Below are 23417 nucleotides of genomic sequence, written 5' to 3'. Positions count from 1 at the left end.
AGACGACAGCAGGCACCGACGGGCAGAAGCGGCGATGGTGGAAAGTGGACAGTGCAGACGTCCAGCGTAATGCCATCACGGGTTGGGTGCGAGAGCAGAGCTTCGCAGGTGGCCGTGTTACCCGGGAGTTTTCGCAAAGCTGGGTGGACTTCACGTGCCATGATGAAGACCACGATCCGACACACACGATTTTTGCGAGCACGAACGACTACGTCAACTACGCCACGGGCAATCGTGCGCCTGATCTCGGTTCGGTCAGCAAGCTTAGTCCCCTCATGTCCGCACTCTATCGTGCTCTCTATCCGAACGGGGACGGGGTTGACGCGGTAGGAGAGCTTCGCGGCGCCGCCCAGAATCCGCAGGGCAGCGAATTTCCGTGGGTCGCGTTCAGCGCATCGCGCCTGATCCCGAAACACGAAAGCGAATGGGCCAATCCGGCGAAATGGCAGGAGTTGGTCAGCGCCATTGAGGAACACACCGGTTCGCAGCCCGAGCACGAAGAGGAGAAAAAGCGCATCGCCAAGCTCGTCTGGTGGGACGAAGCCAAGGCGGGCGTGCAGGGCTTCCCGGATCCCAATGTCTTTCATATCCATCCGATTGCGTTGGTGGGGAACTTCTTGGCGCCTGAAGGGTGCGCTTGTGGCTGTTGCATGACCGTCACTGGAACGCGGTTCAAAAAAGACGCGGATACGTTTTGGTACGGACCACAGCATTCCGGCACTATTCCGTTGGGTACTTGTCCTGCTTTGGCGACGATGCGAACCAACGGGACATTGAGCGAGACGGAGGGGAGCATTCTGCGTGCTATGTCGCAGAATGAAGGCATGGTGGATACAGTTCAGGCGATCGATAAGGCGATCATAAGTGCAGGGGCAATGCAAAAGACCATTCGGGGCGCGGAAAGTCGGGGCGAGTTGGCAACTCAAATCGCTGCGTTTCGAGATGCGAATCCTTCCGAGTATCAACGGTATTTCTCTAACTGCGGTTGGACCGTCACGGGTTCAGGCAGCAGTGCATCGCTGGGATATTCGCATGCGACATTCACGAACGGGGTTCGGATTGTCGGCGACGAGCTTTACACTGCCTTGCGACGCGACTGTTCTATCCATACCTTCGGCAAGCCGGTCGAATGTCCACCGGTCGCGTCAATGGCCCACGCCGTATCGTCACCGCTCTATCAGGAATTTCAAATCCGCGATTTCGTTGATCGCCTTAATCAGGCTATTGGCAAAATGCCCAGTGGCTACGCTTATCAGATCAAGGACTATTTTCGATCTCCCCTTGGTCGCGCAACCGTCTTGGATCAGGACGTTAATGCGCCCGGTGCGACGGCAAACAGTGTGAAAGCCTCGCTTGACCGTTTTTTTCAACACAACCCGCATGTGTCTCGCAATCCATCGGAGTGGGGAGCAGACGCAACTGCATACGAAACCAGTATTCTGCAGGACTACGGTCCAACGCGCTATATGGCGCATGCCAACGGCGTGTCCGTCGCGCCGCAGCGATATCAGCATCTGGTTCAAGCTTTGGGAATGCCATCTTGATAAGCGGGACTTGAAAAATATGAAATTACGTACTCCGGCGTTTCGATTCGGTCGTCTGAGCCGAATCGACCTCCCTCGCGTGCAGGCGCTTCGCGCCAGCGCAATCATTACTGTAGCCGTTCTCCTCGCCGGTGGCGCTGCAGAGCCCGCGCTTGCCACGCCTCCGTCGTCGACGTTCCGGTTTGCTTTGCCTGGTGGTGCAGCCCTTCTCTTTAGCAACGCATCGAACCCCCAAGCACCATTGGCCGAACGTGCATGGCGGAAGGCAGCATTCTATTTTCCGAACGGAGCGACATTCAGCGTGTTGCCGAGAGCTGGAGAATCGAGGGGGAGCACGGAAATTGAACCGCCAAGCGCGAGTGACGTTTCGCCGTCCGGGCAATACATGGTCATTGGGCGGGTCGAATCGGGGACAGTATCGTCTGGGCCCGGGCAAGCGGAGACCGTGCAGAGCCGGGAATATTGTTCCGCTATTGAGATAGCCACGGGTTGTATTACTGCCGATCAGACGGGTGAGATATGCGGAGCTGGTTGGTTGGCTGGCCAGCCTGCACAGTGGGGAACGGACGATCAGACGAATTTGATGCTAAAGCATGACCGCCCATCGGCAAGCCGAATGCTGCACTTTATCAGTGCCGGTCAGCCGCCGCGATCACTCGTTGATGATGATTCCGGTGCTGAGAATCTTCTGCGGTGCGATCCGCCATCGGCAGCAAATCGTGACGCCTATCGGAAGATAGTGATCGCATTGCGTGCAGCAGGCGCGCACCACGACGCGCAACTAATCGACACCGCGATATTGCAAGCAAACAGCAACAATAGTTCGTCGACGCCGACAGACGGAGAAACTAGGGCGCGTGCGGCTACCGTATCAGCGCAAAAGGCGACGCTCTATACGGAGCCTGATGATGCTCATCCAAGTCGGGCTTATTTGGTCAGGAATGATGCGGTGTCGGTATTGAAGCAGCTGCCATCCGGCTGGGCCTATGTGGACTATGTCAACGCTTCCGGCAAGCATCTACTTAGATGGATTAAAGGCGATCAACTGGTGATTGTGCCGTGATGTAATCCGCTATGGACTGCTGGCTAAAGCAAAAATGGCGAGGCGATGGGTACTAAGGCGCTGTAAGTGAACTCGACGATCGCGTAAGCATATATCGAGAACGAGAGATGTCGTCCCGGATCGACTTTGACAGTCACCTATGAGTGGCAGCACATGAGATTCATGAATTGAATGGGAGTATCCAAAGTGAAAAGGCTAGTCTACGAAGGTGATCATACGAGTCATGGTGGAGTCGTCCTTTCTGGCTCGGACAGGATTGGCGTGAAGGGGCGTCGTGCTGCAAAGGTGGGGACGCTCGTATCGTGCCCGATCCACGGTGATAACGAGATCATAGAGGGAAGCGGTCGCCTTACCGACGCCGGCGTACCCCTAGCCAGAGACGGTGATGCAACGCGCTGCGGTAGCGTCCTGATAGCGTCCTCGGACGGTGCTCAGGTCGGCTAAAGCATGCCCGTCGATTTTTTACGCGTCCCGCCGAAGGTTAGCGTCCCAGAGGTTAGCCGCCCTTCAATTCTGGGGTGGGCGCTGCTGCTTTGCCTCATGATCCTGGGTTGCACAATCTTTGCCGTTTTCGTCTGGCCAGCCGGAAAACCAGACAGTCTGCTGTTCTGGTTCTGTTCGGTTGGTCTCCCCATTTTGACGTGGGCCTTCTTGCTGAGTTGTCGACTCGCCTATACATTTGGCCGGGTCAATTCCGCATTGGCGACGAATAAGACCAGCGACCAGATTGAGGCGCAGTGCCATGAATCTTCAAGCCAGCCCATTGCGGTGCTGGGGCATGCATGGAGATTCAGCTCCAAAGAAGAGGAGAACTCTGTCGATTCTCTGGTCGATAAGAGGACGAAGTTACTTCCTGTCCCTAGCGTGGCCATGCCCAACACCGACGTCATCGCGAGATGGCTGGATGTGCCGGACCGGCAATTTCATGCAGGAAATGCACTGACAGAACACGCGCGCCAGACAGAAGTCTGCGACTGGTTACTCAGGCAATTGGCGAGCGGCATCGCGCCTCAGCTTCTGGCACTCCCGAGACGGGCTACGGTGAAGGTCGATCTTTGTATCGATTCTGTACTGGATCCCACAACCGCCAAGGAACGCCTGCTTTCGCTTCTCAACGAAAGCCGGCGCGCTCTGCGTGTGGAGGTCAACGAGCCAGAATCTGAACTCCCGTTATTTCGAGCGGATGAGTGGTTCGATGATAGTCGTTCCGACGCATTCAATCTTCTGGTCGCCTTGCAGTTACGCAACGTGACAGACGAGGTTCTGGCGAGCGGTGTGGCGGAAGCAGGGAGCATGTTGCTTGTATCAAGTCGTTTCATGGCCCGGCGCCTGGGGCTGGCGTCTCCAGTGTTCCTGCATCGCCCGGCGAGAGGTGCGTTGGCGGACGTGGTCAACACACTGAAGCTCGCAACTCGTTGGGGAAGGACGGCGTTCGACGCGATCGGAACGACCTGGCGCACTGGGCTCGCGGAGGACTCGACCCGGACAATTCGTTCGTCCTGTCGTTTCGGTCGTTCGATGGGAACCATAGATCTGGACGCAACTGTCGGAGATGCGGGTGTTGCGCGTGCGTGGTTGGCTACAACCCTTGCAGTCGCAAACGCAGCACTAACGGATGAACCTCAACTCGTGGTCACGCAGGAAGGTGATGTTCTGACTGCACTAATATGCGAGAAGCAGACATGAACGAAAACAAACCACGGCCTGCAGCACTTCTTATCGGCATCGCATTTGCCATCCTGTTTCTGATTTTTGCCATTGCGACATTGATCATCGCGCGAGAACAGCGATGGAGTATGGCACGGCTAGTGATTTTTGAGCTTGCGCTGCTCGCGGGCATGCTGCTGTCCTTTCTTTTTGCGAAATTTTTTGAAGCCATCCTGCTCTGGATTGCGTCGATGCGGGCAACACAATGGCTATTGCGATATGACGCCCAAAAGGGCGTCCGCAAGGCCGGGAACGTTGCCGAGTCATCGCTTTCACTTCCAGATGCAATCAAGGACCGGCACGGTTCGCGATGGGGTTGGCCTTACCGTGACCGCTGGGTCCTCGTCGCAGGCGACGAGCCCCTGGTAAAACGTCTTGCGCCGGGGCTGACCGATACCGGCTACGCTCTCACCGGAGACGCGGTACTGCTCTACGCAAAGCAGACCGGCACCACACTCGATACAGCATGGCTCGAACAGATCCGGCGCCTGCGCCGGCGTCGCCCGGTCGACGCCATCGTGGCGGTGACGCGCAACCGCAATTCGGCCAGTTCAGCGTTCGACACCGAAGAACTCTCGCAACGCCTCGCCCGCCATGCTCGAGCCCTGCGCTGGGCGGCGCCCGCGTACCTGCTGAACGTCACCGATTTCGGCACCGAGCCTTCGGGGCCCGACGAGGCCATCGGCTTCACGTGGTCCAATGCGCGGACCCATGCCGACGAAATCAGCGCGTCGCTGCAACGTCTCGCCCGCAATCTCGCAGGCGCCGGCGTCGTTCGCCTGGCAGCGGACCGGACCGACCGTTACCCCGCTGAACTGTCGCAACACATCGAACGGCTGGGCAGCGCGCTGTCGGGACTCGTGATGCAGACCGCGCGATCGCGCTACTGGCAGCACGCCGTGCATGGGCTGCTGTTCGCGCCGCTCTTCAAGGACCGGGATCTGGATCCGCCTGCCAACGTCGAAAAAAACGGCGAAGAAGAAGAGGCACAGCCCGAGCCGCGGCACCGCTCGATCTGGCAGACGGTCGCCGATCACAGCCGCACGGTCCACGGCCGCCGCGTGGGCTTTTCGCTTTCGACCACTGCCGCGTGGATCGCAACGGCGGCGGTGGGCCTCTGGATGGCCGGCACGATGGTATCGGGGTTCACGAACCGCGCAACGATCGGCACGGCCAGGGAAACGCTTGCCAGGCTGTCGGGCAATCAGGGCTCCACGCAGGCGATGCAGACGCTGGACGAGTTCGACAGGCAGATCGACACGCTCGAGACACGCCAGCGCGATGGCGCACCGTGGACTTCGCGCTTCGGCCTGAACCGCGACCGCGCGCTGCTCGACGCGCTGTGGCCCGGCTATGAGGACGCCGCCGGCCGCATTCTGGTCGCCCCGATCCGGCAGAAGCTGGAAGACCGTCTGCGCCAGCTCGCCTCCATGTCCGACGCCGAGATTGCAAGCGGCGGCAACACCCAGGCGCAGGCCGCCTACGACACGCTCAAGGCCTACCTGATGCTCGCGCAGCCGCAGCGCGCGGTGGCCTCGTTCCTGGCCCCGCAGCTCGTCGCGACCGCAGTGCCCGCGCGGCCCCTGAATTCGCCGGTGACGTCGGGCACGTGGGAGGATCTGCGCGCACACGCGATCGGCTTCCTGGCCAGCCACCTGGGGCACCCGACGCCCTCGAACGGGACGTCGCTCGCGATCGTGCCGGACAGCAGTCTCGTCGCGGCCACGCGCCAAACCGTCATCGGGGTGCGCGGCATCCAGAACTCGACCGACGCGATCTATCAGCAGATTCTCGACGACGCGAGGCCGAAGTATCCGCCCGTCTCACTGGCCACCCTGCTGGGCGACACCTCCGGCCGGGGCCTGTTCAACACGACGCAGACGATCCCGGGCATTTTCACGCGCGCGGCATGGGACGAACGCATCTCGAAGGCCATCGACGAAGCCAGCGAGCAGGGCGATATCTCCGGCGACTGGGTGCTCTCGGATGCGAAGACGGTCAACCAGGCGCCCTCGACCCTGAAGGCCGAGCTGCGTCAGCGTTATTTCGATGACTACGGGCGCGCATGGGCGCTGTTCCTCAACAGCCTGCGCTGGCAGCCGGCGTCCACGCTGCCGGCAACGGCCGACCAGCTCACGCTGCTGGCCGACCCGCAGCGCTCGCCGCTCGTCGCGCTCATGAACGTTGTCGCGTATCAGGCCGGCGCCGGCGCGAGCACACAGTCGCTCTCCGATACGCTGATCAGCAAGGCGCAGCAGTTCGTGGGCGGCGGCGAGGCGGATCCGTCGAAGCAGACGCCGTCCCGGCTCGCCCCGCTTGCGGTGACGTTCGGGCCTATCCTGCGGCTGACCGGCAGCGACCTGGTCGCCGCTGCACCCGCGCAGGGCGGCAAGGCCGCGCAACCGGCCGCCACCGGCGACTTAAGCCTCGCGCGCTACCTCGAGCGCGTCACGGCTATGCGGCTGAAGATCGAACAGATGGTCAACAGCGCGGACACCGACGCCATGTCGAGGATCGCGGCACAGTCGGTACTGCAGGGCAAGACCTCGGATATCGGGGACAGCCGCGACTACGCGAGCCGCGTGGCCGCGAGCCTGGGCCAGCAGTGGGCCGGCTTCGGCCAGTTGCTGCAGGCGCCGCTCGACCAGACGTGGCGGGCCGTAGTGAAACCGGCGGCGGCGAGCCTGAACGACATCTGGCGCACGTCGATCCTGGCCGACTGGAACCAGTCCTTCGGCGGGCGCTATCCGTTCGCCGATTCGGACAACGATGCGTCGCTGCCCGAGATGGCGCGCTTCATGCGGCCCGACAATGGCGTCATCGTGCAGTTCGTCACGACGCAGCTCGCCGGCGTCGTCGAGCGCCAGGGGGATCATTGGATGGCGGCCCAGGGCGCGGATCACGGCGCGCTGATGCTCGACCCGGCCTTTCTCGACGGCCTGAACCGGCTGATGCGCGTCTCGACGGTGCTGTTTCCGTCCGGCGACGCCCATATGCGGTTTGATCTGCGCGGCGTCGCGACGCCAGGCATCACGGACATGAAGGTCGTGCTGCCGGGCGGCGAACTCGACTACTTCAACCAGCGGGAGGAGTGGGTGCCGTTCGAGTGGCCTGGTCAGTCGCTCGAAAACCTCTCCCACATCGAATGGCACACCACGCAGGGCGGCCTGCGCTCCGCGCTCGACGCGCAGGGGCGTTTCGGGGTCATCCGGCTGCTGGAGCGTGCGAAGGTCTCGCAGCAGGACAACGCCCGTTACCTGCTGACGTGGACCCCGGATGCGAGTCAGGGCATTGAGCTCAAGGTTCAATTGCGCAGCGACGCCGGCGCGGGCCCGCTCGACGTGCTGAAGCTGAGACACTTCACGTTGCCCACGCGCATCTTCGTTGCGGCCGGCGCGAGCGCCGGACCCAGGGCCACGGCCAGCAGTCCGCCGCCATTGCCGCCGGCGGCGATTGCCGCTGCCAGGCACGCAGCGATGCCCCTGCCGCACGGTGCGGCACCGGAGGCGGAATGAAACTGGGCGAGGTCTTCAGAAGCCTGTTTCCCGCACGCGGCGACGCGGGAGAACTCGCGCGCACGCGCCTCGCCACGTGGGCGTCCTGGCTGCAGCCCCTCGCCGGCGAGGCGGGTGTGGGCCGCGATCCCGGCTACGAAGATGCGTTCTTCGCGCTCCGGGACGAGGCCGGCAAGCTCTCGGGCATCGATGACGGCCTGATCGTGCGGTCGTGCGAGCAACTGCTGAAGGAGACCGGGAAGGATCTGCGTCTTACCGGCTACTACGCCTTCGCGAGGCTGCGCCAGGACGGACCAGCCGGGTTTGCCGACGGGCTGGAGCTGGCCGCGGCGCTCGTCGACCGGTTCGGCGAGGCGGTCCTGCCCGCGCGCGCCGAAGCAAAGAAAGCCGCACTCGACATGCTGGCGACGACGCGTATGCTGGATTTGCTCGAAAGCGGCGGCGAATTCGCGCCGGCGGATCTCGAGCGCGCGCTCGCAGCGCTCGACGTGCTGGTGACGCTCACGCTCGCCTGGCCCGAGGCCGCACGCCCGAACCTGCAACCCCTCGTTTCGCGGTTCGAGCGCCGGAACGCGCCGGCGGACCCGGACGAATCCGCTGCCGGTGCGCCGCCGCCGGCCACGACGCCAGGCGCACCTGTCGGGCCGATCGCCTCGACACGCGACCTGCTCGACCAGGCACGCGCGATGGCCACCTGGCTGCGCGATCAGGAAAACGGTTATCTGCCTTCCGTGCGGCTCGCGCGCAGCGTGCGCTGGGACACGCTGCACGAGGTGCCCCCGTCGAACGCCGCGTCGCATACGCGGCTCGTCGCGCCACGCGCCGAGCTGCGGCAGCAGATGAAGCGGCTCGTGCTGCAGAAGCAGTGGCATGAACTGCTCGAACGGGTCGAGGGCGCGTTCATGGAGGGCGTCAATCACCTGTGGTTCGACCTGCAGTACTTTCAGCACACGGCACTCGATCACGTGGGCGCGCCGTACAGCGCGTGGCGTGAACTGCTGCGCGCGGATTTCGCGCTCTTTCTGGAGCGGCTGCCCGGGATCGAGCGGCTGGCGTTCAACGACGGCACGCCGTTCGCTGACGACACGACACTCGAATGGATCGCGCGGCACGCGGTCGTGCGCGATCTGGAAGCGGGGGAGGGCGTGGCGCCGCTGCCCGTTTCGGCCGACGGCGAGGCGGGCAGCGCCGGCGACTGGCCCGAGATCGAGGCGCAGGCAAGAGACCTGGCCGGACGCGACAGCATCGAAGCCGCGTTCGCATGGCTCGAAGCGCTGCCCGGACTGAAAACCGCCCGGCACCGCTATCTGCAGCGGCTCGTGATGGCACGCCTCGCCGACCACGCGGGACGTGCGGAGACGGCGCTCGCGCTGCTGGTCGAGCTGGATGCGTCCGCCACGTCACTGCCTCTCCTGCGCTGGGACCCGGCGCTCGTCTTCGAGGTCAAGCATCAGTTGGTCCGCGCGCTGAAGGCCGCGAGCAACCGCAAGGATGCTGACAAGCTGGCGCTGACGCGCCGGATCGGAGAACTGCAGGGCGAGATGACGGTACTCGATCCTGCCCGTGCGCTTTCGCTGGCCCCGTGAGGCCGGATCGAACGATGGCACGCACTGGCACCCCCGCAGGCGTTTTACCGAACCTTCCCGCAAACATCGTGCGGGCGCACCGACACCCGAACCGGGGTGGCGCAAAAAGCCGAAGGTCAGGATTCCCGTCCTGATTCAGGTGGCAGAACGAACAACTGGGATACACAAATGGACGATCCGATCCTGCACTACTACGAAGGCCAGATGCGCTACCTGGGGGAATCCGGCAAGGAGTTCGCCCGGGCGCATCCCGACCGCGCGCGCCTGCTCAACCTCGACCGTGTGGGCGACCGCGATCCCTATGTCGAGCGGCTTCATGAAGGATTCGCATTCCTCGTCGGGCGCATTCAGGGGAAGCTCGACGACGAACTGCCGGAGCTCACCGAAGGGCTCGTGAGCCTGCTGTGGCCGCACTATCTGCGCATGATCCCGTCGCTCTCGGTCGTCGAGCTGATTCCGCTGCGGGAAAGGCTGCAACGAACCGAGATCGTGCCCGCGGGGGTTCCCGTGCGCTCCGCGCCGATCAGCGTGCCTCCTCCGGCGGGCGCCGGGAGCACGACGCCCAAAACCGTCGAGTGCCTGTATCGGACCACGCAGATGGTCCAGCTCCAGCCGGTCACGATCACCCACGCCGGGCCGACCGTGCGGCATGACGGGCGCTCGGTCATCCGGCTCGGCTTCGAGCTGCATCATTCGGCGCGGCGCGAGGAAACCGACCTGTCGCGTCTGCGACTGCACCTGAATGCGGATTTTCCGGTGGCGTTTGCCATGCACCTCGCGCTCACGCGCCAGATCGACTCGATCCTGTGGCGCATCCCGGAAGTGCGTGACGGCGAGGCCGTGCCTCTGCCCGGCATCACGATCGAGCCCGCGGGCTTCTCCACCGAAGAACGGCTGTGGCCGAAGGCGGACACCGCGTTCTCGGGTCACCAGCTGCTGCTCGAATATTTTTCGTTCCGCGAGAAATTCCTCTTCGTCGACCTGTGCGGACTGGATGTCGCGAAGCTTCCCGCAGGTACCACCCGCTTCGAGTTCGAATTCGTCCTGAAGGAAGCTTACCCGTCCGACCAGCGTTTCAGCCGGGACAACGTGCGGCTGTTCTGTACTCCCGTGATCAACCTTTTCGAACTCGACGCGGAGCCGATCGAGATCAACCACCACGAAACGGAGTATCGCGTCGTGCCGGCGGGCTATCAGGGTGAGCATGTCGAAACCTATTCGGTCGATGCGATCGAGACGTTTGAGCACACAACGGCCGGTCGGCACGAGTACGTACCGTTCGCCACGTTCCGCCATCGCGGGGGCATGCTGCGCCACGAAGCGCCCGAGCGGTATTTTCACGCGCGCGTGCGCCCCGGCGTGTCCGGGCTGCATGAGACGTGGGTGGTGCTCGGCGGCCACGCCTGGGAGACGATGGAGACGCTGCCGGAGGAAAGCCTTTCGCTGCGCGTGACCGGCACCAACGGCATGCTGCCGCGCAAGGGGCTGCGCGAAGCCAGCCTCAGCGAGCTTGCCGAGAGTACGCCGAACGTCACGGGCGTGCGCAACCTCGTCGCGCCCACGTTGCCGCTGTATCCCCCCACGGATGACCGGTTCCAGTGGCGCGTGCTCTCCCTCCTCGCCCCGAATTTCCTTTCGATGATGAACGCCGAGGTGCTGCGCGGCGCACTCGCGCTCTACGACTGGACCAACGACGAACTGAACGCACGGCGCCTGGCCGGCATCCGCTGGGTCTCGGAAGAACTGCTCGAGGAGGTGTCGGGTGGTTCGGTCGAGCGGGGCGTGCTGATCGAGGTCACGCTCGATTCCCACGCGTTCGCCGGCGAGGGCGACATCATGCTGTTCGGCGAACTGCTGCACCGCTTCTTCGCGGCGTACGCCGAGATCAACCTGTTCACGAAGCTCTCGATCGTGAGCCTGCCGTCGCAGGCCCGCACGGTCTGGCCGCGCAGCAAAGCACGACGCGCTCCGCTATGACGCCACAGGCTGCGCAACACGTTTCCCCGGGAAACGACCTCCCCAATATCGAGCCGCTGGTTGCGGCGCTGTTGGCTCGCGCGCCCCGCATGAGCTTCATGCAGCTTTGCCGCCTGCTCGAACTGGGTGCGCCCGATCGTCCGGGTTTCGGCACGCGCGATACGGCGGCGCACGAACCGGTGCGCTTCGGCGCGTGGACGCGCACCGGATTTCCGGCGGGCGAGGTGGCCGCCGTCGAATTCGATGAGGCACAGGACGGTTACGGGCCGCCCGCGCCGCCCACCATCCGCACGACGTTCATGGGGCTGTACGGGGTCGATGCAGCGGTGCCGTCGCACATGATCGACGACATCGTCCTGCGCGAAGAAGGTCACGAAGTGGTCGAATCGTTTCTCGACCGGTTTCACCACCGCTTCGTCACGCTGCTCTACCGCGCCTGGAAAAAGTATCGCTATCCGGAAAGCTTCCGCCCGGGCGGGACTGACGCCCACTCGCGCAACCTGCTGTGCCTGGTCGGGTTTGGCTGGGGCGACAAGCCCGGGCGTGCGGGCCTGCCGGATGTCCGGATGCTCGCGCTGCTGGGTCTGCTGGCCCTGAAGACGCGCACGCCGGAAGGCCTCGCGGGGGTGATCGCGCTGGCCGTCCCGGGTGCCGATGTGGGCGTCGAGGAATTTTTTCCGGCCTTCACCGGCACCGGGACGCCCCGGCCGTTAACCTCCAGCGTGTCCGCGCGGGATCAGGGCAGAGACGGCGTGCGGGGACTCGGCAGCGGCTATGTGCTGGGCCGGCGGATGGCGTATCGCAGCCGTGCCGTGCGGGTCACGCTGCGGCCCGGCAGCGCCCAGCAGGCGCACGACCTGCTACCCGGCGCGTGGCTGCAGCGCGAACTGATCGCGTTCGTGCGGCTGTATGCGGGCGTCAAGGCCGACGTTCATCTCCGCATGGAAGTGTCTTCGCGGATCGCGCCGTTGCCCGCGATCGGTGCGGCGTCTGCGGCACCAGAGGCGGGACCCGCACCGCAGCTGGGCAGGACCATGGTCCTGCCCTCCGAAGAGGAGCGCATGATCATCATCCCGCTCGGCGTGTGCGAAGCCTTCCCCGTGCCGCCGCCCAACCCCTACCTGAGTCCGAAACGTGCCTGACCACGGAAACATAATGCCAGTCCGCCTCGCCATCGCCACTGTTGTCTCCGCCTTGCTGCTGTCGGCCTGCGGCGCGTGGCAGGCCGTCTCCGACACGACGTCGAATGCCTGTCACGCGGTCTTCTACAAGCGGGTCTTGGTGCTCAATGTCGACCTGTCGGCGCGTGATGCCCTGAACCCGGATGACGCCGGCCGCGCGACGTCGGTCGCCGTGCGCGTCTATCAGCTCAGGGACCGGAAGGTCTTTGACGGGGCGTCGTACGCGGACCTCGTGAAAAACGACCGCACGGTCCTGGCTCAGGACCTGCAAGACAGCATGGCCACCGTGCTGAACCCCGGTGCATCAGCCAGCCTGTCGCAGCCGATGAAGGCCGACACGCAGTACGTCGCCATCGTGGCGTTCTACCGGAATCCCGGTAGCGGCGATGGCTGGAAATACGTGATCGCGAAGAAGAAGCTCGACGCGGACAAGCCATTGAAACTCAGCCTCGTCGACCAGCTACTCGTCGCGCCGGACAGCGCATCCCAGAGCACGGCTGCACGGTGACGTCACTTCGAAGAGGATTCGCGCCCGATGCCAGATAGCGAAAAGATGCAGCGCGGCCAGCTCGCCGGTCAGCATACGCCCGTGACGCTGGTGCAATAGCGGGCGTGCGGCAGGCCGCCCGCTTCCGATCGTCCGGCCAATCCGGACCCATCGAAATCCCTCATACCTCGCATGAACGAATAGCGTTGGCTGCGACTTTTTGAAGCCACTACCGTTCTCCCACCGCGCATCGAACGCGCGACCTCGATGGGAGAACAACAGATGGCCATTGAATCGTCCGTACTGGACGAGTGGTATCCGGTAGCGGTGATAGAGGACCTGAAGCCGGGCGTGACGTATGCCACGCGCGTGCTCGGCGTGCCGGTCGAGTATCTGAGCGACGGCACGGGCGCCGTGCGGGCAACGCGCACGGACACAGGGCGCCCTTGCCGCGCGCAACAGCGGCTCCATACCGTGTGGCTCTCGCTCGGCGATCCGCCCGCCGACACCTTCGCACTGCCCGAATTCGACGAGCCCGACCGGCGCATTCTGGGCGCCGGCTCGTTCGCGGTGCATGCGTCCGGGCTGCGCGTGATCGAGAATTTTCTCGACATGGCGCACTTCCCTTATGTGCATACGGGCCTGCTCGGCGAGGAGCCGCACACCGAGGTCGCGCCGTATCGCGTCGAGCACGAAGGCGGTGAGCTCTTTGCGCGCGACTGCCGCTTTTATCAGCCGATGAGCGCGGCATCGGCGCAAACGGGCATCGACGCCCATTACGTGTACCGCGTCGCGCGTCCGTTCACGGCCATGCTCTACAAGACCAGTCCGCAGCAGCCTGCGCGGCGCGACGTCATTTGCCTGTTCGTGCAGCCCGTCGACGCGTGGCGCTGCGTTGCGCACACGGTGCTGGTCTATCTCGACGAGACCACCTCGGACCGCGGCCTGAGGCTGTTCCAGCAGACCATCTTCGGGCAGGACCTGATGATCCTGTCCAATCACGTGCCGCGCACGCTGCCGCTCGATCCCTCGTTCGAAGTGCCCACGCGCGCCGACGCGATGTCGGTCGCCTACCGGCGCTGGCTGCGCGAACGTGGCGTTATTTACGGCACGTTCAGCACGGTCGCCGCGCCCGGCACGGCATCTGGCACATCCGCATCGTCACCCGCAGCGCATTGAGTGAGCCTCGATCATGGATCAAACGACAACCTCGCTGCCGCGCGGCTGGCACATGGTGGGCCACGCCACCGACGTGCCGTTGCGGCACGTCTTTCATACCCAGTTGCACGGCGTGGAGCTCGCGCTCTGGCGTGCCGACGACGGCTCCGTCAACGCATGGGAAAACCGCTGCCCCCATCGCAGCGTGCGCTTTACGTTGGGCACCAACACCGGTGAGACCCTGCGCTGCCAATACCACGGCTGGCAATACCGCGGCGGGGACGGGCGCTGCACGCGCATTCCCGCTGCGCTGCAGGGGCAGCCTCCGGCGAGCCTGTGCGCGCGCACGTTCGCCGTCGCGGAGAACGACGATGGCCTGTGGGTCAACCTCGGCGCGACGGCGGGCGACATGGGTGCCGACGCGTTCGCCAATGAGCGCGGCGATACGGGCGTGATGTTGCGCAGTCTGCCGTTCAACGCGCCGCTCGAGGCGGTGGCGGCGGCGCTCTCTGCATACGCTTTGGCCGATGACGAAGCGATGCCCGCGAGCGTTTGCGCGCACCGGCATGGCGATTGTTTCGACATTGCCTGGCAAAGCGCCGATGGCGCGCATTCAGTTCGATTCTGGCTGCAGGCGGCCAGCGCCGCGCGAACGATTGTGCATGGCAACGCGGCTTGCAATGCAGCCAGGGATATCGATCTGCCGCGCTTTCACAACCGTCTGTTGAGCGCGTTGCGTCGCACGGTGGAGCGGAGCGAGCCTGAAACGAAATCGTTGCGCACGCAACGTATCATTCCGATCTCGATGCACCCAAACCCGGCAGACGCCCCAAAGCGCTGGCTAAACGCGACGGTGGCGCGGCGCGAACTCATCGCGCAGGACATCGTCGCGTTCGAGCTGACTGCGCCTGAAATCGCGTCGCTGCCCATCGAGCCCGGCGCGCACATCGACGTGCAGACGCCGGCCGGCTGCGTACGCCAATACTCGCTCGTCAACGCGCCGGGCGAGCGCGACCGCTTCGTGATCGGCGTGAAACGCGAAAGCGCGTCGCGCGGTGGCTCGCGCTCGCTGCACGATGCGCTGGAGGTGGGCGCCCGGATCCTCGTCTCGCCGCCCAAGGCGCATTTCCGTCTCGTGGCGGGCGCGCCCGCAGTGCTGATCGCGGGCGGCATCGGCATCACGCCGATTCTCGCGATGGCCAGCGCATTGCAGCATGCCGGCGTGCCGTATCGGTTGCATGACTTCGTGCGCAGCCGCGAGCACATGGCGTTCGCGAGCCGCCTGGCCGAACTCTCGCACATGCAGTTGTACGCAGGCCTGGACGCCGCCCGCACCGAAGCCGCCGTGCGCGAGGCACTGCAAGACGCCATGGCTGGCGCGCATGTCTACGTGTGCGGCCCGCGTCCGCTCATCGACCGGGTGTGCGAGAACGCGCGCGCGATGGGCTTTGCCGATTCGCACGTTCACTTCGAGCTGTTCGCCAACGAGGTCTCGCACGCCGGGGAGCAGCCGTTTCGCGTGCGCCTGCAACGCAGCGCAGAGGAGTTCGTCGTGCCTGCGGGCGTGAGCCTTGCCGATGCCGTCGCGGCGCGCGGCGTGGCCGTGCCCACCTCGTGCGAGCAGGGCGTGTGCGGCACGTGCCGCGTGGGCGTCGCACAGGGCGAGCCCGATCATCGCGATGTCTACCTCTCCGGCGACGAAAAAGCGCGTGGCGACTGCCTGCTCGCATGCGTCTCGCGTAGCCGTTCCGACTTGCTGGTCCTCGATCTCTAAGGAAGCGACCGTGATTACGCTCTACGATTACGAGCTCTCGGGCAACTGCTACAAGCTGCGCTTGATGATGAACCTCCTGCAATTGCCGTACGAACGCGTGGAGGTCGAATTCCATCCGGGCAAGGCACACAAGCAGGACGCCTTTCTCGCGCTCAATCCGCTGGGCCAGTTGCCCGTGCTCGACGACGACGGCTTCGTGCTGCGCGACGCCCAGGCCATCCTGAGCTATCTGGCCGCGCGCTACGACGCAAGCCGCCGCTGGTATCCGGCCGACGACCCGCGCCGGCTCTCCGAGGTCAACATGTGGCTGGCGTTCGCGGACGGCCTGACCGGCACCGCATCGGCCGCGCGTCTCGCCGAGGTGTTCGGCTACGACCTCGACGCCGACGCGGCCCGCAGCGGCGCGCATGCGCTCTTTCGCGTGCTCGACGAACGGCTCTGGTTCGCCGAGCGGGAAGGCGCGGGCTGGATCTGCTCCGGCGCGCATCCGAGCATCGCCGACATCGCCTGCTTCCCTTACGCGATGCTCGCCGAGGAGGGCGGCATCTCGCTGCTCGACTATCCGGCCATTCGCCGCTGGGGCGACCGGGTCAAGGCGCTGCCGGGCTTCGTCGTGATGGCTGGGATCTTTCCGGGAGCGGCTCCGCATCCAGATAATCAGTCATCCTGATTTCACTTCATTCCAAAGAACGTACACAGTCGAGAGGATTACATGGCTCAATCGAAGCGCTATCTGCCCGCGGATTCGCGGGAACCCGTCGACGAAGTCCTGCCCTCGGGACGCCTCGCGCTGCTCGGCATGCAGCACGTGATGGTGATGTACACGGGCGCGATCGCCGTGCCGCTCATCATCGGCATGGCGCTCAAGCTGCCCAAAGATCAGGTTACCTATTTAATCAGCGTTGACCTGTTCGTCTCGGGGCTCGTGACGCTGATTCAGTCGGTGGGTTTCAAGAACTTCGGCATTCGTCTGCCCATCATGATGGGCGTGACGTTCACGAGCGTCGGGCCGATGATCGCGATTGCCTCGAATCCCGCGCTGGGCTTGCCGGGCATCTTCGGCTCGATGATCTGCTCCGGCATCTTCGGCCTCCTGGCCGCGCCGTTGATGGCGAGGCTCCTGCGCTTTTTCCCGCCCGTGGTGATCGGCACCGAGATCCTCGTGGTGGGGCTGTGCCTGATGGGCGTGAGCGCGAGCTGGGTCGCGGGCGGCATCGGCAATCCCGACTACGGCAGCCCGCATCTGATCGGCATGTCGTTTCTCGTGCTCGCGTTCATTCTCGCGGTGACGAAGTATTTCAACGGCTTCGTGCGCAATATCGCGGTGCTGCTCGGCATCGTCTTCGGCATGGGACTCACGGCGTTCACGGGCACGATCGACTTCTCCGCCGTGCATCGGGCCGCGTGGTTCGGTATGGTGGTGCCGTTTCATTTCGGCGCGCCGAAGTTCGACCTGTGGTCGAGCGTGGCGATGTCGATCGTGATGCTCGTGACCTTCATCGAGGCGACCGGCATGTTCGTCGCCGTGGGCGAGATGACCGGCAAGCCCGTGGGCACGAAGCAGATGGCCAACGGCTTTCGCGCCGATGCTGCCGGCACACTGCTCGGCGCGCTGTTCAATATCTTTCCCTACACCTCGTATGCGGAGAACATCGGCCTCGTGAGCATTACCGGCGTGCGCAGCCGCTGGGTCTGCGCGGTGGGCGCCGTGCTGCTCATGGTGATGGGGCTCGTGCCGAAGATGTCGGCGCTCGTGGCCTCGGTGCCCTCCTGCGTGCTGGGCGGCGCGGGCCTCATCATGTTCGGCATGATCGCGGCCTGCGGGGTGCGCATTCTCGCCCAGGTCGACTTCACCGATAACCGCTTCAACGCCTATATCGTGGCGATCAGCGTGAGCGTGGGTCTGCTGCCCGTGGTCAATCCCGAGTTCTTCAACCGCTTTCCGCAGCAGTTCGCGCCGCTGCTTCACAGCAGCATCCTGCTCGCGGCCGTGACGGCGGTCTTGCTGAACCTGTTCTTCAATTTGCTCAAGGGCTCGAAGGCCGAAAAACCCTCGTTCGCGTCCATAGAAAGCGCGCAGACGAATCCTTGAAGCACGCGCCGGCGCGGGTTGGGCCGAATAGGCAAACCCGCGCCGGCATGCGATCCTCCCCGCGCGCGCCGCACGCTCGCGCGCTCATCGAAAGGAGGGGGATTGCATAACGTCGACCTGAAATCGCTGCAGCTATTCGCGACGCTGCTCAGGGAGTGCAACGTCACGCGCACGGCGCGGCAACTCAATATGACGCAATCGGCCGTGAGCCATACGCTCAACCGTTTGCGCGACCTGTTTCGCGATCCGCTCTTCGTCACGGCTGGGCGCAGTATCGCACCCACGCCGCGCGCGCTGGAACTGGCCGGGCCGCTGCAGCGCGCGCTGGCCGCGATGGACGCGCTGATCGAGCCCGACGACGCGTTCGATCCCGCCGCGTTTGCGGGCACCTTCGAGATCGCCACCACCGACTACATCGGCTTTCTGCTGCTGCCCGTGCTCATGGAGCGCCTGAGCGTGGCGGCGCCCGACATCGCGCTCAACGTGAAGCCGCTCGAACCCGACGACGATCTCGCCGCGCTGCGCGAAGGCGCGCTCGATTTGATCCTCTGGAATCAGGACGCCGCGCCGTCGAACTACTACGTGCGCAAGCTCTTTACCGACCGGCTCAAGTCGATCGTGCGCGTGGGGCATCCGCATATTCAGGGGCGTCTGTCCGCCGAGCAGTTCAAGGCCGGGCGGCACATTCGCGTGAGCGGCCATTACGGCGCGGTCAAGGAAGCCGTGGACGCGTTCTACGAGCATCTCGGCATTCGCGTGAGCACGGCCGTGACGGTGCCGCATTTCATGCTCGCGCATTGGCTGGTGTCGCAATCGGACATGATCGGCATGATCGCCGAGCTGACCGCGCGGCGCATCGTCGGCAACCTGCCGCTGCAGGTGCTCGAGCCGCCCGTGGACATGGCGCCGTTCACGGTATCGGCGGTATGGCACGCGCGCCGGCATACGTCGGGCGCGCATAGATGGTTGCGCGGAGAGATTGCCGCTGCGGCGGAGCAACTGACACAGCAACCGATGGCCGCCGATTGAGGTGTGGGCGTTGCGCTTAGCACAGTGATGCTTAGCAGAACCTTAAGCGAGTGAAGTCGATTTCCGGATATTCAAGTACGCCGCGAAATCAGGCACAAACCCAGGCATGAAACTCGCGCAGTTCGGTGTAATTCCGGAGCGGCGATTAATCTTTTCGTCAGAAAACGCTGGTACGCTCGTTACGCCGACCTTATACGGTGCCTGTGCCTTCGGATTGGGCGGCAAGTCTGCGCAAATGCTTGCAAGCGCGCGAACCCGATTGGCATTCGAAGGGGGCATGTAATGTTTTCGCAGTCTTGCCTCTCCCCGCAAAACGCACCGGAGTGTGCCTGGCGATGATTTCATCAGCGATCGATCCGCGGCGAGCCGCTTTCGCGACCCCCGTACGCCGGGGCGAACGGGCGGCGTCATGGTAGCGACTCCGGCTACGATCGACATCGCGTCGCTGACGATGGCGCCTGGGCATGTGGCACTCCTGACTATTGCGCATCTATTCGCCATGGTCGCCGCGGGCTTCTGCGGCCTGTGCGCGATTCTCGGCATTATCTATATCTCCTTCGCATGCCGGCTGATCGGCCGCTTCTTCGCGCGCGGCGTAGCGGCGCCCGAGCACTTTCCCGCCGTCACCATCGTCAAGCCGCTCCATGGCGACGAATGGCAGCTCGAAGCGCATCTCGCGAGTTTCTTCGAGCAGGATTATCCGGCGCCGGTGCAGTATCTGTTTGGCGTTCACGATGCGCGCGACGCCGCGCTCGCCGTCGTCGAAACATTGCGCGCGCGCTATCCCGACGCGCACGTCACCGTGGTGGCCGATGCGCGCCTCTATGGGCCCAACCGCAAGATCGCGAACCTCGTGAACATGCTCGAAAAGGCCGAGCACGAAGTGCTGTGCTTCGCCGATAGCGATGTGCGCGTCGAGCCGGGCTTCCTTCGCCAGGTGGTGGGGACGCTGCAGCAGCCGGGCGTGGGACTCGTGACGACGGTTTATCGCGGCCTCTGTGCGCCCGGCTTCTGGCCCCGCCTTGCCGCGGCGCTGACCAACTATCATTTTCTGCCGGGCGTCGTCACGGGGCTCGCGCTCGGGCGCGCCCGGCCGTGTTTCGGCCAGGCCATCGCGATGACGCGCGATACGCTCGCGCACATCGGCGGCCTCACCCAGTTCGCGCATCACCTCGCCGAAGATCATGCGCTGGGCGAGGCCGTGCGGCGCGCGGGCGCCACCGTCGCCATTCCGCCCATTGTGGTCCAGCACGCTTGTGTGGAGAATACGTTCTCCAAGCTCTTCGCGCATGAGCTGCGCTGGAGCCGCACCATTCGCGCGGCGGACCGCTCGGGGCATCTGGGCGCGGTGCTCATGCATCCGTTGCCGCTCGCGCTGCTCGCGGTGGCGCTCTCGGGCGGCGTGCCGGTTGCATGGGCGCTGGCCGGCATCGCGCTGGTCGCCCGCGCGCTGCTGGTCTGGAGGACCGATCGCGCGACCGGACAAAAGGGCTGCGGACTGCTGTTCCTGCCGATCTGGGACGCCGTGCAGTTCGCCATCTATGTCGCGAGTTTTTGCTCGTCGGGCGTAGTGTGGCGCGGGACGCGCTTTCGCGTCGACGCCAACGGAATGCTGTCCCCCGTTCACGAAAAATGAAAAGCAGTGGGCTTCCTCGTAGATGATGGTCGATGAATAGATACGCAAAATCGCAAGCGCATCGGAATCCGGGCACGCGCAGATGAAACACTTGGGACGTATCGCTGCGTTGTGCGGTCTCGTGCTCGCCGTGTGGCTCGTATGGCGCGAGCATCCCGCGGCCGTGCTGCAACTCTTGCAGGGCGCGGGCATGGGCCTCGTGCTGGCGGCCTTGCTGCACATCCTGCCGATGTGCGCGAACGCCTGGGACTGGCGCACCCTGATCCGCCCGGCGCAGCGCCCGTCGTTCCCGGCCATGCTCCGGCTCGTGTGGATTCGCGAGTCCATCAACGGCCTGCTGCCCGTCGCGCGCATCGGCGGGGAAATCGTTTCGTTCCGGCTGCTCGGGCGTGCCGGCGTGCGTCCGGCGATGGCGGTCGCGAGTCTCGTCGCCGACATGCAGCTCACGCTGATCAGCCAGCTCGTCTTTGCGTTGATCGCCGCGGGCTACGTGCTCGGTCATTCGGACTCCGATGCTGCGCGCATTGCCGCGCGCTTCGTCTGGGGCATTGCCGCGCTCGCGCCGGTGCTGGTGCTGTTCGCGCTGGTTCAGCACGCGCGGCCGTTCGAGCGCGCGGCGCACGTCATCGACCGGGTCACGAGCGGCAAGGTGGTCGATCTGGTGGGCAAGTCCGCGCGCGTCGATCAATCGGTCAAGCTGATCTGGCGGCAGAAGGGCGTGGTTTTGCGCTATCTGCTCATCTGGCAGACGCTGCAATGCCTGGGCTATGCGCTGGAGATCTGGTGCGCGCTGCGCGTGCTCGGCACGCAGGCGACCTTCATGCAGGCATTCGTGATCGAGGCGCTGATTCAACTCGTCAGTAGCGCTGCCTTTCTGGTTCCGGGCGGCCTGGGCGTGCAGGAGGGCGGCTTCGTGCTGATCGGCGGCCTGCTCGGATTCGACGCGCCCACGTGTCTGGCGCTCGCCGGCGCGCGGCGCGTGCGCGATCTGCTGTTCTACGTGCCGGGCCTGCTCGCATGGCAGGCGGCCGAATACGTGCTGCCGTCGCGGCGCCGCGCCGAAAGCGCGCGTTGATCTAGCCGTTTTGCGATCGTTTTCCGGCGCTCGCCTTCTCCGGGTTTTCCCGCAATTATTCGCGTTTCGCGAATGGCGCATTCGCCCCGCGCCCCATACCTGCACATTGCGGTTGCGCCTATCTTTGCCTCACCGGCGGCCGATGGAGCCGTCTGGAGCTTGATGGACCCCGTGCCTCGCACGCGGTCCCATCGACAGGAGACAGAGATGAAATCGAACGATTGGGACGTGGCCTACGAATGGAAGGCCGTGGTGCTGCTGGCGCTCGGCTTCGGGCTGGTCGGGCTCGACCGCTGGCTGATCGCGCCGCTTTTTCCGTCCATCATGAAAGACCTTCATTTGACGGCACAGGACGTCGGCAACTGCATCGGCATCCTGGGCCTGTCGTGGGGGATCTTCGCGGCGCTCATGGGCGGCATTTCCGACAAGATCGGGCGCCGCAAGGTGCTGATTCCGGCCATCCTCGCGTTCTCGCTGCTGTCCGGTTTTTCCGGGCTCGCGGGCGGCCTCATGAGCCTGCTGGCCGTGCGCGCGCTGATGGGCGTGGCCGAGGGCTCGTTCTGCCCGACTAGCTTCGCCGCCACCGCCGACGCCTCGCATCCCAAGCGCCGCGGCTTCAACCTCGGGCTCCAGCAAAGCGGCTTCGCGCTGTTCGGCCTCGCGCTTTCGCCGATCATCGCCACACAGTTGCTGAGCTTCGTGTCGTGGCGCTGGGTCTTCGCGCTCGTGTCGGTTCCAGGGCTGATCCTGGGTCTCCTGATGTTCCGCGTGATTCGCGAGCCGCGTTCACAGCAAACGCCGCAAACGCAGCAAGCGCCCGATGCCGCGCCCGTGACGGCTCACGCACCGCACGCATCTCATGAGCGCGGCAACTGGCGCGCCGTATTCAAGAGCCGCAACATTCCCGTGGCGATGGTGGCGCTGTTCTGCGCGATGACCGGTGTGTTCGTGCTGGGCGCGATGCTGCCGCTGTACCTCACCGACTATCTCTCGCTCGATACGCAGCACATGGGCATCGTGGTCTCCGCGATCGGCTTCGGCGGCTTCGTCGGGCAGTTCGGGCTGCCGGGCCTCTCCGACTTGCTGGGCCGGCGCGTGGCCAGCGTCGTCGGCTTCGCGGGCACGGCCGTGATGCTGTACCTCTTTCGCGGACTCGGCGCGCAGCCCGTCGAATTGTTCGTAGTCCTGTTCGTTGCCTCGTTCTTCACGCTCGGCCTCGTCTCGCTGCTCTCGGGCCCGGTCGCGACCGAAGCCGCGCCGGTGGGCATGGTGTCCACGGCAATCGGCATCGTCGTGGGTGCGGGCGAGATCTTCGGCGGCGGCGTGGCGCCCGCGCTCGCCGGCTTCGTCGCCACGCGCTTCGGCATTCAGAACATCCTGTGGCTGCCGATCTGCGCGGTCGTGCTCGGCATCGGCGTGAGCCTGCTGCTCACGGAAACCGCGCCCGCGAAGCTGCGCCGCCGGGCGAGCGACACGGTCGAATTCTCGGCGACTGGTCAGCCCGAGTGAACCCGTAGCGCGCGTCCCGCGCGCCACCACGCCTGCCCGCTCGCGTACATCGCGTATACACTGCGCACTGACACTGACGAGCGG

Annotated in this window: 16 protein-coding genes and 1 pseudogene; all 17 read left to right on the top strand. The window is 64.7% G+C overall.

Annotation, left to right across the window (positions count from 1 at the left end):
• A pseudogene (locus U5775_RS35840) lies at positions 1-1544 on the top strand (hypothetical protein); the annotation flags it as partial.
• 19 nt (positions 1545-1563) lie between these two features.
• Positions 1564-2607 (top strand): hypothetical protein, encoded by a 1044-nt coding sequence (locus U5775_RS35835; protein WP_322062870.1) that lies wholly within the window; start codon positions 1564-1566, stop codon positions 2605-2607.
• A gap of 171 nt (positions 2608-2778) precedes the next feature.
• Entirely contained in the window at positions 2779-3051 is a 273-nt protein-coding gene (locus tag U5775_RS35830) for a PAAR domain-containing protein (RefSeq protein WP_322062869.1), read from the top strand.
• A 3-nt stretch (positions 3052-3054) separates the two neighbouring features.
• Positions 3055-4293 (top strand): hypothetical protein, encoded by a 1239-nt coding sequence (locus tag U5775_RS35825; RefSeq protein WP_322062868.1) that lies wholly within the window; start codon positions 3055-3057, stop codon positions 4291-4293.
• Positions 4290-7829: an ImcF-related family protein gene (locus U5775_RS35820; protein ID WP_322062867.1), complete on the top strand. Its 3540-nt coding sequence runs from the start codon at positions 4290-4292 to the stop codon at positions 7827-7829. The genes U5775_RS35825 and U5775_RS35820 overlap by 4 nt, the downstream gene beginning before the upstream one ends.
• Positions 7826-9415, top strand: coding sequence for a type VI secretion system protein TssA (gene tssA, locus U5775_RS35815; protein ID WP_322062866.1), 1590 nt, complete (start codon positions 7826-7828; stop codon positions 9413-9415). Before U5775_RS35820 ends, tssA begins: the two co-directional genes overlap by 4 nt.
• 168 nt (positions 9416-9583) lie before the next feature.
• Positions 9584-11392 (top strand): type VI secretion system baseplate subunit TssF, encoded by a 1809-nt coding sequence (tssF, locus tag U5775_RS35810; RefSeq protein ID WP_322062865.1) that lies wholly within the window; start codon positions 9584-9586, stop codon positions 11390-11392.
• Positions 11389-12534 (top strand): type VI secretion system baseplate subunit TssG, encoded by a 1146-nt coding sequence (gene tssG / locus U5775_RS35805; protein WP_322062864.1) that lies wholly within the window; start codon positions 11389-11391, stop codon positions 12532-12534. The genes tssF and tssG overlap by 4 nt, the downstream gene beginning before the upstream one ends.
• 13 nt (positions 12535-12547) lie before the next feature.
• On the top strand, positions 12548-13081 hold the full coding sequence (gene tssJ / locus U5775_RS35800; RefSeq protein ID WP_322062863.1) for a type VI secretion system lipoprotein TssJ: 534 nt from the start codon (positions 12548-12550) through the stop codon (positions 13079-13081).
• A gap of 261 nt (positions 13082-13342) precedes the next feature.
• A complete protein-coding gene (locus tag U5775_RS35795; RefSeq protein WP_322062862.1) occupies positions 13343-14239 on the top strand; it encodes an aromatic ring-hydroxylating dioxygenase subunit alpha in 897 nt (298 codons plus the stop codon).
• Positions 14240-14252: 13 nt separating this feature from the next.
• Positions 14253-15992 (top strand): Rieske 2Fe-2S domain-containing protein, encoded by a 1740-nt coding sequence (locus U5775_RS35790; protein ID WP_322062861.1) that lies wholly within the window; start codon positions 14253-14255, stop codon positions 15990-15992.
• Between the two features lie 10 nt (positions 15993-16002).
• Entirely contained in the window at positions 16003-16662 is a 660-nt protein-coding gene (locus U5775_RS35785; RefSeq protein ID WP_322062860.1) for a glutathione S-transferase family protein, read from the top strand.
• 42 nt (positions 16663-16704) lie between these two features.
• Positions 16705-18084 carry a nucleobase:cation symporter-2 family protein gene (locus U5775_RS35780; protein ID WP_322062859.1) on the top strand — a complete coding sequence of 460 codons (1380 nt, stop codon included), beginning with the start codon at positions 16705-16707 and terminating at the stop codon, positions 18082-18084.
• A gap of 102 nt (positions 18085-18186) precedes the next feature.
• Complete coding sequence (locus tag U5775_RS35775) at positions 18187-19113, top strand: LysR family transcriptional regulator (RefSeq protein WP_322062858.1); 927 nt, start codon at positions 18187-18189, stop codon at positions 19111-19113.
• Positions 19114-19612: 499 nt separating this feature from the next.
• On the top strand, positions 19613-20749 hold the full coding sequence (gene hpnI / locus U5775_RS35770) for a bacteriohopanetetrol glucosamine biosynthesis glycosyltransferase HpnI (protein WP_322062871.1): 1137 nt from the start codon (positions 19613-19615) through the stop codon (positions 20747-20749).
• Between the two features lie 82 nt (positions 20750-20831).
• Positions 20832-21824, top strand: coding sequence for a lysylphosphatidylglycerol synthase domain-containing protein (locus tag U5775_RS35765; protein ID WP_322062857.1), 993 nt, complete (start codon positions 20832-20834; stop codon positions 21822-21824).
• 207 nt (positions 21825-22031) lie between these two features.
• Positions 22032-23333, top strand: coding sequence for an MFS transporter (locus U5775_RS35760; protein ID WP_322062856.1), 1302 nt, complete (start codon positions 22032-22034; stop codon positions 23331-23333).
• Positions 23334-23417 lie beyond the last annotated feature (84 nt).

This window comes from Paraburkholderia sp. J63 (genome assembly GCF_905220245.1).
Taxonomy (GTDB): Bacteria; Pseudomonadota; Gammaproteobacteria; order Burkholderiales; family Burkholderiaceae; genus Paraburkholderia.
This window is presented reverse-complemented; position numbering and strand designations above follow the sequence as displayed.

Excerpts from the sequence above, each read along its gene's own strand:
- U5775_RS35835 (WP_322062870.1), top strand. The coding sequence starts at position 1,564 with ATGAAATTACGTACTCCGGCGTTTCGATTCGGTCGTCTGAGCCGAATC.
- U5775_RS35830 (WP_322062869.1), top strand. The coding sequence starts at position 2,779 with ATGGGAGTATCCAAAGTGAAAAGGCTAGTCTACGAAGGTGATCATACG.
- U5775_RS35825 (WP_322062868.1), top strand. The coding sequence starts at position 3,055 with ATGCCCGTCGATTTTTTACGCGTCCCGCCGAAGGTTAGCGTCCCAGAG.
- U5775_RS35820 (WP_322062867.1), top strand. The coding sequence starts at position 4,290 with ATGAACGAAAACAAACCACGGCCTGCAGCACTTCTTATCGGCATCGCA.
- tssA (WP_322062866.1), top strand. The coding sequence starts at position 7,826 with ATGAAACTGGGCGAGGTCTTCAGAAGCCTGTTTCCCGCACGCGGCGAC.
- tssF (WP_322062865.1), top strand. The coding sequence starts at position 9,584 with ATGGACGATCCGATCCTGCACTACTACGAAGGCCAGATGCGCTACCTG.
- tssG (WP_322062864.1), top strand. The coding sequence starts at position 11,389 with ATGACGCCACAGGCTGCGCAACACGTTTCCCCGGGAAACGACCTCCCC.
- tssJ (WP_322062863.1), top strand. The coding sequence starts at position 12,548 with ATGCCAGTCCGCCTCGCCATCGCCACTGTTGTCTCCGCCTTGCTGCTG.
- U5775_RS35795 (WP_322062862.1), top strand. The coding sequence starts at position 13,343 with ATGGCCATTGAATCGTCCGTACTGGACGAGTGGTATCCGGTAGCGGTG.
- U5775_RS35790 (WP_322062861.1), top strand. The coding sequence starts at position 14,253 with ATGGATCAAACGACAACCTCGCTGCCGCGCGGCTGGCACATGGTGGGC.
- U5775_RS35780 (WP_322062859.1), top strand. The coding sequence starts at position 16,705 with ATGGCTCAATCGAAGCGCTATCTGCCCGCGGATTCGCGGGAACCCGTC.
- hpnI (WP_322062871.1), top strand. The coding sequence starts at position 19,613 with ATGGTCGCCGCGGGCTTCTGCGGCCTGTGCGCGATTCTCGGCATTATC.
- U5775_RS35765 (WP_322062857.1), top strand. The coding sequence starts at position 20,832 with ATGAAACACTTGGGACGTATCGCTGCGTTGTGCGGTCTCGTGCTCGCC.
- U5775_RS35760 (WP_322062856.1), top strand. The coding sequence starts at position 22,032 with ATGAAATCGAACGATTGGGACGTGGCCTACGAATGGAAGGCCGTGGTG.